General features: G+C 66.6%; 13 protein-coding genes. 6 read left to right on the top strand and 7 right to left on the bottom strand.

The window, feature by feature from the left end; translation table 11 throughout:
- Positions 1-159: 159 nt before the first annotated feature.
- The 3 genes from ACK4HJ_RS22385 to ACK4HJ_RS22375 all read right to left on the bottom strand — a co-directional run bounded on the left by ACK4HJ_RS22385 (position 160) and on the right by ACK4HJ_RS22375 (position 3,486).
- Positions 160-1,197, bottom strand: coding sequence for a tripartite tricarboxylate transporter substrate-binding protein (locus ACK4HJ_RS22385; RefSeq protein WP_409835680.1), 1,038 nt, complete (start codon positions 1,195-1,197; stop codon positions 160-162).
- 81 nt (positions 1,198-1,278) lie between these two features.
- Complete coding sequence (locus ACK4HJ_RS22380; RefSeq protein ID WP_409835678.1) at positions 1,279-2,496, bottom strand: CaiB/BaiF CoA transferase family protein; 1,218 nt, start codon at positions 2,494-2,496, stop codon at positions 1,279-1,281.
- A 24-nt stretch (positions 2,497-2,520) separates the two neighbouring features.
- Positions 2,521-3,486, bottom strand: coding sequence for a hydroxymethylglutaryl-CoA lyase (locus tag ACK4HJ_RS22375; protein WP_409835676.1), 966 nt, complete (start codon positions 3,484-3,486; stop codon positions 2,521-2,523).
- 112 nt (positions 3,487-3,598) lie between these two features.
- On the opposite strand from ACK4HJ_RS22375, the gene ACK4HJ_RS22370 reads away from it, so the two are divergent.
- From ACK4HJ_RS22370 to ACK4HJ_RS22360, 3 genes are all read left to right on the top strand, one after another.
- Positions 3,599-4,507 carry a LysR family transcriptional regulator gene (locus ACK4HJ_RS22370; protein ID WP_409835674.1) on the top strand — a complete coding sequence of 303 codons (909 nt, stop codon included), beginning with the start codon at positions 3,599-3,601 and terminating at the stop codon, positions 4,505-4,507.
- Positions 4,508-4,708: 201 nt separating this feature from the next.
- Positions 4,709-5,017: a winged helix-turn-helix transcriptional regulator gene (locus ACK4HJ_RS22365; RefSeq protein ID WP_409835672.1), complete on the top strand. Its 309-nt coding sequence runs from the start codon at positions 4,709-4,711 to the stop codon at positions 5,015-5,017.
- 166 nt (positions 5,018-5,183) lie between these two features.
- On the top strand, positions 5,184-5,543 hold the full coding sequence (locus ACK4HJ_RS22360; RefSeq protein ID WP_007857699.1) for an FKBP-type peptidyl-prolyl cis-trans isomerase: 360 nt from the start codon (positions 5,184-5,186) through the stop codon (positions 5,541-5,543).
- Between the two features lie 99 nt (positions 5,544-5,642).
- On the opposite strand, the gene ACK4HJ_RS22355 is transcribed toward ACK4HJ_RS22360, so the two are convergent.
- The 3 genes from ACK4HJ_RS22355 to ppsA form a co-directional block, all read right to left on the bottom strand.
- Positions 5,643-7,742, bottom strand: a complete 2,100-nt coding sequence (locus ACK4HJ_RS22355; protein WP_409835670.1) for a VC_2705 family sodium/solute symporter — start codon at positions 7,740-7,742, stop codon at positions 5,643-5,645.
- Positions 7,735-8,112 carry a DUF4212 domain-containing protein gene (locus tag ACK4HJ_RS22350; RefSeq protein ID WP_409835668.1) on the bottom strand — a complete coding sequence of 126 codons (378 nt, stop codon included), beginning with the start codon at positions 8,110-8,112 and terminating at the stop codon, positions 7,735-7,737. The genes ACK4HJ_RS22355 and ACK4HJ_RS22350 overlap by 8 nt, the downstream gene beginning before the upstream one ends.
- A 63-nt stretch (positions 8,113-8,175) precedes the next feature.
- Positions 8,176-10,566 carry a phosphoenolpyruvate synthase gene (gene ppsA / locus ACK4HJ_RS22345; RefSeq protein WP_409835666.1) on the bottom strand — a complete coding sequence of 797 codons (2,391 nt, stop codon included), beginning with the start codon at positions 10,564-10,566 and terminating at the stop codon, positions 8,176-8,178.
- 266 nt (positions 10,567-10,832) lie between these two features.
- Between ppsA and ACK4HJ_RS22340 the strand changes: the two genes are divergently transcribed.
- Positions 10,833-11,654, top strand: a complete 822-nt coding sequence (locus ACK4HJ_RS22340) for a pyruvate, water dikinase regulatory protein (protein ID WP_409835664.1) — start codon at positions 10,833-10,835, stop codon at positions 11,652-11,654.
- A 91-nt stretch (positions 11,655-11,745) separates the two neighbouring features.
- On the opposite strand, the gene ACK4HJ_RS22335 is transcribed toward ACK4HJ_RS22340, so the two are convergent.
- The gene (locus ACK4HJ_RS22335; RefSeq protein WP_409835662.1) at positions 11,746-12,096 is read right to left on the bottom strand and encodes a hypothetical protein; all 351 of its coding nucleotides are present in this window, start codon (positions 12,094-12,096) and stop codon (positions 11,746-11,748) included.
- 224 nt (positions 12,097-12,320) lie between these two features.
- Between ACK4HJ_RS22335 and ACK4HJ_RS22330 the strand changes: the two genes are divergently transcribed.
- Together ACK4HJ_RS22330 and ACK4HJ_RS22325 are read left to right on the top strand one after the other, a co-directional pair.
- Positions 12,321-14,351: a TonB-dependent receptor plug domain-containing protein gene (locus ACK4HJ_RS22330; protein WP_409835660.1), complete on the top strand. Its 2,031-nt coding sequence runs from the start codon at positions 12,321-12,323 to the stop codon at positions 14,349-14,351.
- 58 nt (positions 14,352-14,409) lie between these two features.
- Positions 14,410-15,684, top strand: coding sequence for an HmuY family protein (locus ACK4HJ_RS22325; RefSeq protein WP_409835659.1), 1,275 nt, complete (start codon positions 14,410-14,412; stop codon positions 15,682-15,684).
- The last annotated feature ends 299 nt before the right edge of the window (positions 15,685-15,983 follow it).

The raw sequence follows: 15,983 nt of genomic DNA, 5'->3' as shown, positions 1-15,983 counted from the left end.
AGCCCAAAGGGCGTAACCCGACAGGAGACGGCGCATCTGGGGCAGCGTCGGGTTACGCTCTTCGGGCGAACCCGACCTACAATACGCTATCAAAACAGTAGCTTCAAGCGCTTATTGGACAAGCGCCAGAGGCCTAAAAACACCTCGAACCATCCTCAATCAATCCACCGTCACATTCGCGTTCTTTACCACCTGCGCCATGCGCGCGGCTTCGGTCTTGAAGAATGCCGCGGCCTGGTCGGGAGGCGTGAGCTTGATCTCGTAGCCCTGCGCGATCAGCGCGTCGTGCGCTTCGGGCATTTCCATGGCGGCCTTGAAGCCGTTGTACAACCGGGCGAGCTCGGCTTTGGGCAGGCCGGTGGGGGCGACGGGCGCGACCCAGCCGTCCAGCTCATAGCCGGGCAGGCCCTGCTCGGCGATGGTGGGCACGCCGGGCAGCGAGTGCACGCGGCTGGCCGTGGTCACGCCCAGGGCGCGCAGCGTGCCGGCCTTGATGTGCGCTGCGGCGGGGGCCACCGCCACCACCCCTAGCTGCACCTGGCCGCCCAGGATGTCGTTCATGAGCGGGCCCATCCCCCGATAGGGAATGTGCTTGATATCGAGCCTGGCGCGGTCCACAAACATGGCGGCGCCCAGGTGCAGGATGGTGCCGTTGCCGGAGGAGCCGTAGTTGAGCACGCCGGGCTTGGACTTGGCCAGTGCGATCAGCTCCTGCACGTTCTTGGCGGGCACCGAAGGGTGCGCGACGAGCACGAAGGGCGTGGCGCCAATGATGGTGATGGGCGTGATGTCGGCCAGCGAGTCGAACGGGATGTTCTTGTACACGCTGGGGTTGACCACGTGGTTGTTGGACACCACGCCGATGACGGAGCCGTCCTTGGGTGCCCGCACGATTTGGGTGGTGCCTGTGATGCCGCCCGCGCCGGGCAGATTCTCGATGACCACCGGCTGCCCCAGCGCCTTGGCGAGGCTGGCGCTGATGGCGCGGATGGCGCCGTCCACCCCCGAGCCCGCCGACAGCGGCAGGATCACGCGCAGCGGCTTGCCGTCGCCCTGGGCGCTGGCAATGCGTGGCACACCCCACGCTGCGGCGACCAAAGCGGCAGCGCCGGTGGAGATGGCCCGGCGGCGTGTGAGCACGCTGCGGGCGACGAGCGCGGCGTGGGGGAAAGCGGGTGCGGTGGTGGTGCGCGGCATGGGTTTGTCTCCGGTCGTGGTCAGGGAACCCTGGGCGGTGGTCTGCGCCACATTGCTATGCCCGGGGATGGTTTCAAAAAATCAGGCGATGGCTCCGGTAGCCTGCAGTGCGGCCACTTCATCGGCCGTGTAGCCCAGGCCCTGCAGCAGCTCGGCCGTGTGCTGGCCCAGGCGCGGCGGGTCACGGCGCACATCCAGGCGCTGGCCGTCCATGCGCAGCGGCATCAGCGTGATCTGCGCAGTCTGCCCGGCGCGCTCGCCATCGGGCAGCGTGATGTCGGCCAGGCCACCGGTGGCCTGCAGGTGCGGGTCGTCAAACAGTTCTTCGGGTCGGCGGATGGGTGCAAACGGCAGGCCGTGGCGCTCGAAGATCGCGGCCAGCTCATCGGCCGTGTGCTGCGCCAGCCGGTCGCGCAGCACGGGCATCAGCGTGGGGCGGGCGCGCACGCGGTCGTTGTTGGTGGCCAGGCCGGCGTCGGCCTTCAGGTCGGCATAGCCCATGGCATCGCAGAAGGTCTGCCACTGCGCATCGCTCACGGCGGCCAGAAAGATCTGGCCACCATCCTTCACGCTGAACACGTCGTATACGGCCCAGGACGAAATACGGTCGGGCATGGGGGCTGCCGGTTTGCCGGTGACGGCGTACTGCATCATGTGCTGGCCGACCAGGAAGACGTTGTTCTCGAACAGGGCCGAGTCCACCTCCTGCCCGCGCCCGGTGATGCCGCGCTGCATCAGCGCCGCCATCGCGCCAATCGCGCCGAACATGCCGCCCATGATGTCGTTCACGCTGCTGCCCGCGCGCAGCGGGTCGCCGGGGCGGCCGGTCATGTAGGCCAGGCCGCCCATCATCTGCACCACCTCGTCCAGCGCGGTGCGGTGCTCGTACGGGCCGGGCAAGAAGCCGGTGTGGTTGACGTAGATGAGGCGCGGGTTGACCTGGCTCAGCGCGGCATAGTCCAGGCCGTACTTGGTCATCACGCCGGGCTTGAAGTTTTGCGCCACCACGTCGGCCGATGCGGCCAGCTTGCGCGCCACCGCCAGCCCCTCGGGGCTGCGCAGGTCGATGGCGATGCTCTTCTTGTTGCGGTTGAACATGGGGAAGAAGCCCGCGCCAGCGCCCAGCAGGTGGCGCGTGCGGTCGCCATCCACGGGTTCGACCTTGATGACCTCGGCCCCCAGGTCGGCCAGCACCATGCCGCAGGTGGGGCCCATGACCATGTGGGTGAACTCCACCACGCGCAGGCCTTCGAGCGGCAGGCGGGGGGACGAGGGGGTGGCGGGTGTGTCGTCGTTCATGTTCAGGGCGTTCCGAAAAGGGGTTCAGGCCGTTGCTGCCAAGCGCAGCGCGGCGGGTGCGGCATTCTGCGGCAGCCCGGCCTGCCACAGCGTGCCATGCAGGGTCTCGCCCGCCAACCATCCGGCCACGCGCTGGCGCAGCGCGAGCAGCGCAGTCACGTCGATACCAGTGGCGATGCCCATGCGCTCCAGCATGAACACGAGGTCTTCGGTGGTGACGTTGCCGCTGGCGCCCGGCGCGTGCGGGCAGCCGCCAATGCCCGCCAGGCAGGCGTCAAAGCGCGTGATGCCTGCCTGCCAGGCGGCATACACATTGACCAGGCCCATGCCGCGCGTGTCGTGGAAATGCGCGCAGGCCAGGCGGTCGCCCACCAGCGCACGCGCTTTGCCAAACAGGCGGGCGACCGCAGCCGGGTCGGCATAGCCCACGGTGTCGGCCAGGCTCACGCGGTCGGCGCCCGCATCCAGCAGCGCTTGCATCAGGCGCAGCACCTCGCTCTCGGCCACCTCGCCCTGCAAGGTGCAGCCAAAGGCCGTGCCCACGCCACCTTCGATCAATGTGCGGCTGCCGCTGGCGTCGCGCAGCGCGCGGATGCGGGCCACCTCGGCCACCACCTCGTCGGGTGTCTTACGCAGATTGGCCAAGCTGTGGGCGTGGCTGGCGGACAGGGGCACGATCATCAGGTCGGCATCCAAATCTAGCGCGCGCTCGGCGCCCCTGAGGTTGGGCACCAGCACCGAGGCAACGAGGCCCGGCAGCGTCTGGGCGTGGGCCAGCACCTCGGCGGTATCGGCCAGCTGCGGCAACAGGCGGGCCGGCACGAAGGAGCCCACCTCGATTTCGCGCTGGCCTGCAGCGTATGCGGCGTTGATCCATTCGATCTTGTGCGCGGTGGACACCACGGTGGCAATGCTTTGCAGGCCGTCGCGCAGGCCCACTTCACGGACTACGGCGTGGGGAGGGCGGAACGGGGTGTTGGAAGGGCTCACGACAGGTGTCTTTGGTGGATGGGTCTACATGGATTTTAGAAATTCCCAACCGGATTAGTAACGACATCTTGGAACCACTATGATTCCAAACCGGAACACATAAACCTATCCCATGCGTGACCTTGACCTGCAAACCCTGCGCCTCTTTGCCTCCGTGTGCGAGCAGCGCAGCATTGCCCGGGTCGCCGAGCAGGAGTCCATCGTGGGCTCGGCCATCAGCAAGCGGCTGGCGCAGTTGGAAGACACGGTGGGCACGCCGCTGCTGCTGCGCAAGCGCCGAGGCATGGTGCCCACCCCGGCCGGCGAGACGCTGCTGGAGCATGCGCGCACCATGCTGGCCAGCATCGGGCAGATCGAGCGCGACATGGCGGCCTACGCCACCGGCACGCGCGGCCATGTGCGCATGCTGGTCACGGCCTCGGTCATGGCTGAGTCGCTGGCCGACGATGTAGCGGCCTTCTTGCAAGACCCGCTGCACCGCGACATCCAGGTCAGCCTGGAGGAGCGCGTGAGCCCCGACGTGGTGCAGGGCATCCGCGACGGCAGTGCCTCCATCGGCATCTGCTGGGACGCCGCTAATCTGTCGGGCCTGGAGACCAGCGCCTACCGCAGCGACCACCTGGCCGTGGTGGCGCACCAGTCACACCCCGTGGCGCAACAGCAAAGCGTGCGGTTCGCCGACGTGCTGGAGCACGAGTTTGTGAGCATGCCCGCGCTGAGCGCCGTGCAGGTGCTGCTGGCGCGCGCCGCGGCGGTGGAAGGAAAAATGCTGGCCCACCGCGTACTGGTGTCCAACTTCGACGCCGCCCTGCGGGTGGTGCGCGCCAACCTCGCCATCAGCGTGGTGCCGCGCGAGGTGGCCCAGCCGTTTGCCGATGCGGGAGCGCCCGTGCGCGTCGTGCCGCTCAGCGATACCTGGGCCCAGCGGCGCTTCGCCATCTGCTATCGCCACGCCCAGGGCCTGCCACTGGCAGCCCAGCTGCTGGTGGACTATCTGGCGCGTCAGGGGCGCCCAGCGTAAGGCCCCGGATTCGTGGCCGGTTCGCAACATTTTGGCGGCCCATAAGGCATTTTCTGCCCTCAGCGCATACCTGACGTACGTTGTGAGCTACCAAACTTGTAGCAAAACCGGTTCCGCGCTATAGTTTCAGACATCCACGGGCCCGCCACAGGCCCGTCCGGCCCGAATCGAGACCCAACACTTGCGCGAGGAGAAGCGTCCATGAGCTCCAAAGAAAATGCTTCCATTAACCAGCTTTTCGAGAAACTCGAATGCCGTTACGCCCTGCGCGTGCTGTGGGCCCTGAAGGACGGCCACCCACAAACCTTCCGCCTGCTCCAGGACAGCGTGGGCGGCATCACCCCCAACACGCTGAACACCCGCATCAAAGAGCTGCGCGAAGCCGGCTTTGTGGACCACGGCAGCGATGGCTACACCGTCACCCCCTCGGGATCGGACCTGCTCAAGCGGCTGTCGGACGTGCAGGCCTTTGCCACCCGCTGGGTGGCCGGCCGCGCCAAGAAGGCCTGAGCGCCTTCCACTCGCTCCCTTAACCCCCGCCCCGCCCGCAAGGGCCAAGCCCCGCCGGCTCCATCTCCGGGCGGGGCTTTCGTTAAAATGGGGGTCAAATTGGCCACCAGCGCTTATCTGGCAAGCGCTGACAGCTACTTTTTCAATAGCAAACAAGGAATTCACCATGGCACTGACCACCACCGCATCCGGCCTGCAATACGAAGACACCACCGTGGGCGACGGCGCCGAAGCCACCAAGGGCCAGAACGTGTCGGTGCACTACACCGGCTGGCTGTACAACAACGGCGAACAAGGCGCCAAGTTCGACTCCAGCCGCGACCGCAACGACCCGTTTGAGTTCTCGCTGGGCGCCGGCATGGTCATCAAGGGCTGGGACGAGGGCGTGCAAGGCATGAAGATCGGCGGCCAGCGCACGCTGATCATCCCCGCCGCCCTGGGCTACGGCGCACGCGGCGCGGGCGGGGTGATTCCTCCAAATGCCACGCTGAAGTTCGATGTGGAACTGCTCAAGGTGGGCCGCTGAGCCGGGACTTGTCCCACACAGCAAACCTGCCAATCGGCAAAATCAAAGCGGCCCACGGGCCGCTTTTTCGTTTTTGGTGCAGTTGTATCGAGCCCGCGGTCACATCTCCGACCGCACCAGGGGTTGTGCCGGAGCAGGCCGCGTTGCCCAGCTCACCACCACCGCGGCCAGCAGGCCCGCAGGCACGCCGAACACACCGGCCGAAATCGGCTGGATGCCAAACCACAGGCCGTCGGCCAGCAGCGAGGCCGGCAGCACGGACTGCAGACCGCCCACATGCGACAGCATGTAATACACAGTCACCGCCAGCCCGGCCAGCATGCCCGCCACCGCGCCCTGCCGCGTGGTGCCACGCCAGAAGATCCCCAGCACCATCACAGGCACAAACGCCGACGCCGCCAACGAGAACGAGGCGGACACCATGGGCAAAATTTCAGACGGCTTGAGCGCCGCCACAAACGCCGCCGACAGCGCCACGGCCAGCAGCGTGAACTTGGTCAGGATCACCCGCTGTTCGGGCGACGCTTGGCGTCGCGCATCGGGAAAGTACAAATCGCGCACCAGGGCGTTGCTGATGGTGAGCAGCAGCCCGTCGGCCGTGGACAGCGCCGCCGCAAGCCCACCCGCCGCCACCAGGCCCGACACCACATACGGCAGGCCGCCCAGTTCGGGCGTGGCCAGCATGATGAGGTCTGCGCCCAGGCGGATCTCGCCAAACTGCACCAGCCCGTCACCGTTCACGTCTTCCACCGACAGGAGCGAGCTGTCCACCCGCGCCCACTGCGCCATCCAGTTGGGCAGCGCCTCGAAGCTGCTGCCCACCAGGTTCTGCATGACCTCGAACTTCACCAGCACCGCCAGCGCCGGCGCGCTGAGGTACAGCAGCGCAATGAAGAACAGCGACCACCCCACCGACGCCCGCGCCGCAGACACGCTGGGCGATGTGTAGTAGCGCGTGAGCAGGTGCGGCAGCCCCGCCGTGCCCACCATGAGGCAGAACATCAGCGCCAGAAAGTTTCGCCGGGTCAGCTCGTAGTCGCGCTGCTCCTCGGGTGTGCCGTCTGGGTCGCCCACGTATGCCTGGCTGTGCAGCGGCAGGCCGCCCAGGGGCCGGGCGCGCTCGTAGTTCTCGCGCATCTCGCGCGTCCAGCGCTCGCGCGCAGCGGCGGCGTCCCGCGGCAGCGCGGCCAGCTCGCGGCTGGCGGTCACGATCAGGCCCACATCGGCGTTCTGGTTACGCAACTCGCGCACGCGCTCGCGGGCCTTTTCGCGCTCTTTTTCCAGCGCGCCTTCCACGTCCAGCAGCCGCGCCTCAAACTCCTGCGCGCGGCGCAGGTAGGCCTGCACCACCTGGTGCTCGGCGGGCGAATCCAGCAGCTGCGCCTCCAGGTCGGCGATCTTGCTGATCTGCGCACCGTAGACCAGCGGCGCTAGCGGGCTGCCCAGCTGCTTGTAGGCCAGCCACGACACGGGAATCAGGAATGCGAGCAGCAACACCACATACTGGCCGACCTGCGTCCAGGTGATCGCGCGCATTCCACCCAAGAACGAACACAGCAGCACGCCGCCCAGGCCCAGCATGATGCCAATCTCGAACTGCACGCCCGTGAGGCGCGAGGCAATGAGCCCCACGCCATAGATCTGCGCCACCACGTAGGTGAACGAGCACAGCACGGCCGCCAGCGCAGCAATCACCCGCGGCCAGCGCCCGCCAAAACGCACGTGGAAAAAGTCGGGCACGGTGTAGAGCCCCATGGCCCGCAGGTGGGGCGCTATCAGCATGGCCACCAGGCAGAAACCGCCCGTCCACCCCAGCAGATAGGCCAGCCCGCCCGCCTGCCCCGGCGTGCCTGAAAAGCCCTGCAAATACAGCGCGCCAGACAGGCTGATGAACGACGCGGCGCTCATCCAATCGGCCGCGGCGGCCATGCCGTTGTACATGGGCGGTATGCGCCGCCCGGCCACGTAGTACTCCTCGGCGTCGGTCGTGCGGCCGTACACGCCAATGCCGGCATAGACCATGACCGTGAGGAACAGAAAAATAGGCCCGATCCAGTGGCGCGAGAGACCTTGCTTTTCGGCCCAGGCCATCAGCAGCAAAAAGCCCAGCACGCCGATGACGTACAGCGCCAGGATGCGGTGCAGGCGCCACAGATAGGCGCGATCGCTGAGCGACTCGGTCCGGCCGGGCTCAGCCATGGGGAGGGGCGTCCTCAGTGGCGGGTGTTGCGCCGTCAGGCAGATGCTTCAGCGCCTCGCTGCGCTGCGCGTCCTGGCGTTCAAACCGGTTCATGGCCCAGCCGTACACGGCCACCAGCACAATAAAAACCAGCACCGCCCCCTGTGCGGCTACCCAGTAGCCCAGGGGCCAGCCGCCCAGCACCAGCACCTGCAGGTCGCGCGCAAAGTAGGTGGCGCCAAACGACACCAGGGCCCACACCAGCAGCAGCCCCGCCTTCAGCCACAGGTGCCGCACGTCGTGCAGGTCGGGCGGAAACGGCCCCGCCATTTCGGCGTCTGAGGCGCGGTGGGATGCGCGCGCGGGCGGCAGGGGCGGCGGGATCTGCATCACAGCCCTTGCAGGCGGCGCAAGCGCGGGCACTCGGTCATGTCGCCTGCCGGGTGCGGGTCGTCAGCCCGCCAGTTGCTGCCAGGTGGCGATGACGCTGTCGGGGTTCAGCGAGATCGACGAGATGCCTTCCTTGGCCAGCCACTGCGCAAAATCAGGGTGGTCGCTGGGGCCCTGGCCGCAGATGCCGATGTACTTGCCCTGGGCCAGGCAGGCCTTGATGGCCTGGTGGATCAGTGCCTCAACAGCCGGATCGCGCTCGTCGAAGTCCTGCGCCAGCAGTTCCAGGCCCGAGTCACGGTCCAGGCCCAGCGTCAGCTGGGTCAGGTCGTTGGAGCCGATGGAGAAGCCGTCGAAGTATTCGAGGAAGCGCTCGGCCAGGATGGCGTTGCTGGGCACCTCGCACATCATGATGACCTTGAGGCCGTCCTGGCCGCGCTGCAGGCCATGCGATGCCAGCAGCTTGGTCACGCGCTCGGCCTGGCCCAGCGTGCGCACAAAGGGCACCATCACCTGCACATTGGTCAGGCCCATCTCGCTGCGCACGCGCTTGAGCGCTTCGCACTCCATGGCAAAGGCCTCGCCAAAGTCCGCGCTCACATAGCGTGCGGCCCCGCGGAAGCCCAGCATGGGGTTTTCTTCCTCGGGCTCGTAGCGGCTGCCGCCGATGAGCTTGCGATATTCATTGGACTTGAAGTCCGACAGGCGCACGATGACGGGCTTGGGCCAGAAGGCGGCGGCGATGGTGGCCACGCCTTCAGCCACCTTGTCCACATAGAAAGCACGGGGCGACGCATGCCCGCGTGCCACGGACTCCACCGCCTTCTTCAGGTCGGCGTCGATCTGGGGGTAGTCCAGAATGGCCTTGGGATGCACGCCGATGTTGTTGTTGATGATGAACTCCAGCCGTGCCAGGCCCACGCCTTCGTTTGGCAGCTGGCAGAAGTCAAACGCCAGCTGGGGGTTGCCCACGTTCATCATGATCTTGGTCTTGATGGGGGGCATTTCGCCGCGCTGCACTTCGGTCACTTCGGTTTCGAGCAGGCCGTCGTAGATCTTGCCCGTGTCGCCTTCTGCGCAGCTCACGGTAACCAGGGTGCCGTCCTTGAGCAGCTCGGTCGCGTCGCCGCAGCCCACCACGGCCGGAATGCCCAGCTCGCGCGCAATGATGGCCGCGTGGCAGGTGCGGCCGCCGCGGTTGGTGACGATGGCACTGGCGCGCTTCATCACGGGCTCCCAGTTGGGATCGGTCATGTCGGTCACCAGCACATCGCCAGGCTGTACCTTGTCCATCTCGGAAATGTTGTGCACCAGACGCACAGGGCCGGTGCCGATCTTCTGACCAATGGCGCGGCCTTCGGCCAGCACGGTGCCCGTGCCCTTAAGCTTGAAGCGCTGCTCGGCCTGGCCCTTGGCCTGGCTCTTCACGGTCTCGGGGCGGGCCTGCAGGATGTAGAGCTGGCCGTCGGTGCCGTCCTTGCCCCATTCGATGTCCATGGGGCGGCCATAGTGCTGCTCGATCACCTGTGCGTAGTGGGCCAACTGCTGCACGTCGGCGTCGGTCAGCGAATAGCGGTTGCGTTGCTCGGTGGGCACATCGACGGTCTTGACCAGCTTGCCGCTGGCGGCTTTTTCCTCGGGCGTGGAGAACACCATCTGGATCAGCTTGCTGCCGAGGTTGCGGCGGATCACGGCCTTCTTGCCGGCCTTGAGCATCGGCTTGTGTACGTAGAACTCGTCGGGGTTCACGGCGCCCTGCACCACCGTCTCACCCAGGCCGTAGCTGCTGGTGATGAAGACCACGTCCTCAAAGCCGCTTTCGGTGTCGATGGTGAACATCACACCCGCGGCACCCAGGTCGGAGCGCACCATGCGCTGCACGCCGGCCGACAGGGCGACCACATCGTGTTCGAAACCCTTGTGCACGCGATAGGAGATGGCGCGGTCGTTGTACAGCGACGCGAAGACTTCCTTCATCTTGTGCATGACTTCGTCGATGCCCACCACGTTCAGGAAGGTTTCCTGCTGGCCGGCAAACGAGGCGTCGGGCAGATCCTCGGCCGTGGCGGACGAGCGCACGGCAAACGAGGCAGCGGGGTTGCCAGCGCTCAGCTTGGCAAATTCGTCGGCAATGGCTTTTTGCAGATCGGCCGGGAAAGGCTGGGCCTCGACCATGGCGCGAATCTCGGCGCCCACCTTGGCTAGGGCGCGCACGTCTTCGGTATCCAGGCTCTTGAGCTTGGCGCTGATCTTGTCGGCCAGGCCGTCATACGCCAAGAACTCGCGGAATGCGTGGGCCGTGGTGGCAAAGCCCGTGGGCACACGCACGCCCTGGGGCAGCTGGGAGATCATCTCGCCGAGGGAGGCGTTTTTACCGCCAACCACCTCGACATCGGTCATTCTCAGGTTTTCAAACGGAACGACCAGGGCGGTCGGGCTGAAAAGTGCAGACATGGGAAAGCTCCAGAAGTTGAAACCGGGTCTGCATGCCAGGCGCGCCACGGGCCCTGGCAGGCGGCCATGCACAGGCTGCGGCTTTGTCGTTGTGGTTGTGGGCCAACGCGGTGCATGGTGAGAATCAGATAATTGCGGCGATTGTAGGCCTGTGGCACTGGCAGCGGGCTGACGCTTTTTCACGACTACGCCCAGGCGGGGTTACGACCTACGGCCAATCGCCGGTCGCCTGCCGACCGTGGCCCCCTCTTCTTCAAAGGGTTTTCATGCACTCGCGCACCGTATTTTTTGTCTCCGACGGCACCGGCATCACGGCAGAAACCTTCGGCAACGCCATCCTGGCGCAGTTCGAGATGAAGCCGCGCCACGTGCGGCTGCCCTTCATCGACACCGTGGACAAGGCCCATCAGGCCGTGCGGCAGATCAACCACACCGGCGAGGTGGAGGGCAAGAAGCCCATCGTCTTCACCACGCTGGTGAACATGGAGGTGCTGAAGGTCATCCAGGCCGGATGCAAAGGCATGCTGCTGGACATGTTTGGCACCTTTGTGCACCCGCTGGAGCAGGAGCTGGGCACCAAGTCGCACCACCGCGTGGGCCGCTTCAGCGACGTAAGCCGCAGCAAGGAATACAACGACCGCATCGAGGCCATCAACTTCAGCCTGGCCCACGACGACGGCCAGAGCAACCGCGACCTGGCCGGTGCCGACGTGATCCTGGTGGGCGTAAGCCGCAGCGGCAAGACGCCCACCAGCCTGTACCTGGCCATGCAGTGCGGCCTGAAAGCGGCCAACTACCCGCTGATTCCTGAAGACTTCGAACGCCGCCAGCTGCCGCCCGCACTGGTGCCGTTTCGCAGCAAGATCTTCGGCCTGACCATCAGCCCCGAGCGCCTGTCCGAGATCCGCAGCGAGCGCCGCCCCAATTCAAAGTACGCAGACTTGCTGAACTGCCGCCACGAGGTGGCCGAGGCCGAGGCCATGATGCGGCGTTCGGGCATCCGCTGGCTGTCCACCACGACCAAGTCGATTGAAGAGATCGCGACAACGATCCTGCAGGAGATCCGGCCGGAGAGGCTGGTGTATTGATCGCCCCTTTTGCTATAAATTCAATAGCTTCTAGCGCTCGATGGATAAGCGCTAGAGCCTGTTTTTATATAAAACTTCGCGTCCAGTCGCTTTACTGCACCGTGTCAGGCGCTCTCAGCCACAGCGCCCTGTGCCGCTCTGCCGCCGACACGGCCTCGCGCGGTGCTGACTGGCTAACGCTTTCTGCGCCCTGTTGCTCCCACCGGCCCTGCAGGTTCCACAGCATCGTGCGGAAGTGGGGCGTGAACGCCTCCATCTGACCCAGCATTTGCAGGTTCGCAACGATCTTGCGGCCCATGGCGGCACGGTGCGTGTCGCAGCAGGCTTGCATATGGCCTGTCATCAAGGCCAGGGTGCCAGCCAGCAAGGCCTCGGCGCAGGGCAGGCTGTATTCCTCATCGGGGGTGGATGACTGCGGGGACGTGTCAGGCAAATGGCTCATGGCTAAAAAAACTCCTTGGGATCAGGACGCGGCAGACAACGCAAGCGGGCGTTGAAGGCGCCGGAAAGGCGTTCCACACGCGTGATGCGCAACCGCCCAAAATTTCCTCGCACCACTCGATTAAATTTAAACACGAATCGTTCGCATTTGTCTTATCATTAGATTTTTTATGTAACCACTTTCATCTTCTTCTGCGGGCGCCGTGCGCCCTGGCGCCAGCATCCATGTTTCCCTCCCTGCCCCGCTCGCCCTTCTGGTTGCTGCCCTTGTTGGCGGCGCTGTCCGCCCAGGCCCAGCAGGCCCGGCCCGTCGCAGACGTAGCAGAGCCGCCAGCTGGCACGCTCAAGCCCGTGGTGGTCACGGCCACCCGCAACAAACGCGCCATCGACGATGCTCCCGTGCGCACCGAGGTGGTGACGCGCGAGGAAATGGAGCGCACCCATGCCCGCACCCTGAAGCAGGCGCTGGAGAACGTGCCCGGCCTGCAACTGCGCGAGGTGCTGGGCAAGTCGGGCTATGAGCTGTCGCTGCAGGGCCTGAGCGCCGACCAGGTGCTGGTGCTGATCGACGGCCTACCCATCACCGCCAGCACCAGCTCCACCGTCGATTTGAGCCAGTACCTGCTGGCCGATGTGGAGCGCATCGAGGTGATCAAGGGCGCAAGTTCTGCGCAGTACGGCAGCTCGGCCATGGGCGGCGTGGTGAACGTGATCACGCGCCGCATGCCCGCAGGCTTTAGCGGCACGGCCACGGTGGATGCGGGCAGCTACGGCCACCAGAACGACAGTGGCAAAGCCGCCAGGGCCAACAACCGGCATGCGCGCTTTGACCTGGCCGGCGGCGGCGAGCAGTGGCGGCTGGGCCTGTCGGGCGACGTGGTGGACGACGCGGGTTTTGGCACGCAGCCCAGCAGCTACGCACGCCAGGGGGACGCCAGCCGCCGCCAGCAGCTGGCTGCGCGCGGCGAATGGCGGCCCCACGCGCAAGGCCGCGTGTGGGCCGATGTGTCGCGCTACACCGAGGACGACACCCAGCGCTACCACCTCTTCGTGCCCCCCGCCAACGTGCCCCAGCGCAAGCGCGAGGAGATCACGCGCGACCGCGTGACGGGCGGCGCCCACTGGCGCCTGGCCAACGGCGTGCGCGCGCAAATCAAGGGCGTGAGCGAGCGCTACGACAGCCGCTCCGCCGGATATTCCAACGAGGTGCTGGCCACCGACCGCCGGTCCCGCCAGCAGATGCAGCACCTGGGCACGCAGTTCGACCTGCCCGCCTGGGGCCGCCAGATGTGGATGGTGGGCACCGACTGGCACCGCGAAACGCTGGCGCAGTCCAGCAACGGCCTGAGCGAGCTGGGCGGTGCAGGTACGGAGGGCAATGTCGAGCGCACCAGCACCGAGCTGTTCGTGCAAAACGACATCCTGCTTTCCGACACGTGGGAGGTGCTGCTGGGCCTGCGCGGGCAACACGATTCGGACTTTGGCGGCCACTGGGCGCCCAAGGTCAGCGTGCGCGCGCACTTGCTGGATGCGGGCGGCTGGAGGGGCACGCTGCGCGCCAGCCTGGGCCAGGGATACCGCGTGCCCAATTTGAAGGAGCGCCACTACCTGTTCGACCACAGCGCGCTGGGCTACCGCGTGATCGGCAACCCGAACCTGCAGCCCGAGTCATCCACCAGCCTGCAGCTGGGCGGCACGCTGACCCGCGGCGAAAACCTGGCGCTGGAGGTGAATGCCTTCCACAACCGCGTGCGCGACCTGATCCAGACCGACCTGGCCAACGCCACCGTGGTGAACGGCATTGCCAGCTACACCTACGCCAACGTGGCGCGCGCCCGCACCCGCGGCGTGGAAAGCAGCGTGCGCTGGCAGGCCACGCCAGCGCTGGCGCTGAACGCCGCGTACACCTACACCCACACCCGCGACGACACCACGGGGCTGGAGCTGACGCGCCGCCCGCGCGACATCGTGCGCCTGGGCGCCGACTGGCGCGTGCACACCGCCACCACGCTGAGCCTGCGCCTGCGCCACCAGAGCACCGAACTGGCCGACACCGCCACCCGCGCCCGCGCGCCCGCCTGGAGCACGGTGGACGTAGCGCTGAACTACCGCCTGAACGACGCCATCACGCTGTTCGCCGGCGTGAACAACCTCACCAACCGCCAGCGCGACTTCAGCAACGCGAGCGACTTTGGCCCCATTGCCGGGCGCTTTGTGTACCTGGGCGCCAAGGTCGCCTTCGGCCACGCCCGCTGATCCCACGCCACGCAGCCCCTTTTTTTCTTCATCCGTTCTGACCACCAGGAGCCTTGCCATGCACCACCCGACCTCGTTCAAGACCCTTCTGACCGCCCTGGCTGCGGCCGCGCTGGCTGCCTGCGGGGGCGGCGGCGGTGGCGGCACCACCGACCCGGTTGTCACGCCCCCGGCCACCACCAGCAAGTTCACGCAGAACGCGACCTGGACCTTCACCCTGCCCGCGGCGGGCAGCGCGGTGTGCTACGACTTCGACGCCAAGGCGCAGGCCGCCTGCACCGGCAACCAGTGGGACGTGAAGGTGGTGAGCGGCGGCCGGTCCGCCGAGCTGTTCACCAACAGCGGCCCGAGCAGCACCGACGGCACGGGCAACGGCGGTGCCTTTGGCACGCCCTTCGTGCACACCTGGACGGCCCTGCAGAAGTGGAACGACGCGCTGGTGGACCCCGTGGGCGGCGCCCTGCCCGCCACCGTGTACACGGCCGACACGGCCAAGAGCGCCTTCAGCGGCACCAACGCCATCCAGTCGGCCGCGTACGAATACGACCTGAACGGCACGCACCAGATGCACCCCAACTTCCGCGTGTTCCTGATCACCACCAACAGCGCATCCAGCGACATCTCCGGCTCGGCCGGTGATGTGTATGCGCTGCAGGTCACCGGGTACTACGGCAGCCCCACGGGCACGGCCTCGGGCTGGCCTTCGTTCCGCTGGATCAACCGCGCCGCAGCGGCCACGCCCTTTACTGCGTCGGTCAACGCCTCGCAAGGCTGGGTGTACTACGACCTCAAGAACCAGGTCACCACCACCGAATCGGGCAGCTGGCACATTGCCTTCAACCGCTACAACATCAAGCTCAACGGCGGCACCTCGGGCACGGGCACGGTGGCGGGCTTCCTCAGCAAGACGCCGGCCGGCTTCTACGAGGCCGACGGAAAGACGCCGATCGCTGCCAAGTTCAACGCCACCACCAACCTGGCCGACACGCTGGCCGACGTGCAGGGCGCCCTCACCGGCCCCGCCAGCGCCAACGCGTGGGTGAAGGACAGCATCGGCTCGCAGCTGTCGCCCGCCTACACCGGCACGTACCCCAACGCGCTGAACTACGGCTGGTTCAACTACTACCCCACCGACGCCGCCGGCGCCGCCGCGGGCGTGACGCAGCACATGCTCAAGGCCAACCCCGAAGCCGCCACGCTGGTGAAGTCGGGCCAGGGCAACAGCTACGCCCGCATGCGTGTGAAGGAGATCGCGTATGCGCCGGCCACGCCGGCTTACAGCGGTGCGCAGACGTGGACGATTGAATTTGGCATCCAGCCCGGGAACCAGTGAGCACCCCCCTGAGCGGCTTCGCCGCTTCCCCCCGCTCTCGCATTGCTGTGCAACGCAGGCAGGGGGACGCCGCCAGCGCGGTGGGGCGGCCCTTGCGCGGCGGCCCTCGTCCGGGCCGCGGCAGCTTCAAAGGCCGGGGCACATCAACCGCTGGGCGCACGAGTTTTCAAGCCATTTTGGCCTCTAGGGACCCTCTTCACGAATCCCCTGCGTCATGTGCCGACGAATGCTTGAAGCCGAGACAATAGGCACATGAAGCAAAGCAGCCTGGGCCTGAGCAACACCACCAAGCGCACGCG

This window comes from Acidovorax sp., assembly GCF_046294525.1.
Lineage (GTDB): Bacteria > Pseudomonadota > Gammaproteobacteria > Burkholderiales > Burkholderiaceae_C > Acidovorax.
This window is presented reverse-complemented; position numbering and strand designations above follow the sequence as displayed.

Excerpts from the sequence above, each read along its gene's own strand:
- ACK4HJ_RS22385 (WP_409835680.1), bottom strand. The coding sequence starts at position 1,197 with ATGCCGCGCACCACCACCGCACCCGCTTTCCCCCACGCCGCGCTCGTC.
- ACK4HJ_RS22380 (WP_409835678.1), bottom strand. The coding sequence starts at position 2,496 with ATGAACGACGACACACCCGCCACCCCCTCGTCCCCCCGCCTGCCGCTC.
- ACK4HJ_RS22370 (WP_409835674.1), top strand. The coding sequence starts at position 3,599 with ATGCGTGACCTTGACCTGCAAACCCTGCGCCTCTTTGCCTCCGTGTGC.
- ACK4HJ_RS22365 (WP_409835672.1), top strand. The coding sequence starts at position 4,709 with ATGAGCTCCAAAGAAAATGCTTCCATTAACCAGCTTTTCGAGAAACTC.
- ACK4HJ_RS22360 (WP_007857699.1), top strand. The coding sequence starts at position 5,184 with ATGGCACTGACCACCACCGCATCCGGCCTGCAATACGAAGACACCACC.
- ACK4HJ_RS22355 (WP_409835670.1), bottom strand. The coding sequence starts at position 7,742 with ATGGCTGAGCCCGGCCGGACCGAGTCGCTCAGCGATCGCGCCTATCTG.
- ACK4HJ_RS22350 (WP_409835668.1), bottom strand. The coding sequence starts at position 8,112 with ATGCAGATCCCGCCGCCCCTGCCGCCCGCGCGCGCATCCCACCGCGCC.
- ppsA (WP_409835666.1), bottom strand. The coding sequence starts at position 10,566 with ATGTCTGCACTTTTCAGCCCGACCGCCCTGGTCGTTCCGTTTGAAAAC.
- ACK4HJ_RS22340 (WP_409835664.1), top strand. The coding sequence starts at position 10,833 with ATGCACTCGCGCACCGTATTTTTTGTCTCCGACGGCACCGGCATCACG.
- ACK4HJ_RS22335 (WP_409835662.1), bottom strand. The coding sequence starts at position 12,096 with ATGAGCCATTTGCCTGACACGTCCCCGCAGTCATCCACCCCCGATGAG.
- ACK4HJ_RS22330 (WP_409835660.1), top strand. The coding sequence starts at position 12,321 with ATGTTTCCCTCCCTGCCCCGCTCGCCCTTCTGGTTGCTGCCCTTGTTG.
- ACK4HJ_RS22325 (WP_409835659.1), top strand. The coding sequence starts at position 14,410 with ATGCACCACCCGACCTCGTTCAAGACCCTTCTGACCGCCCTGGCTGCG.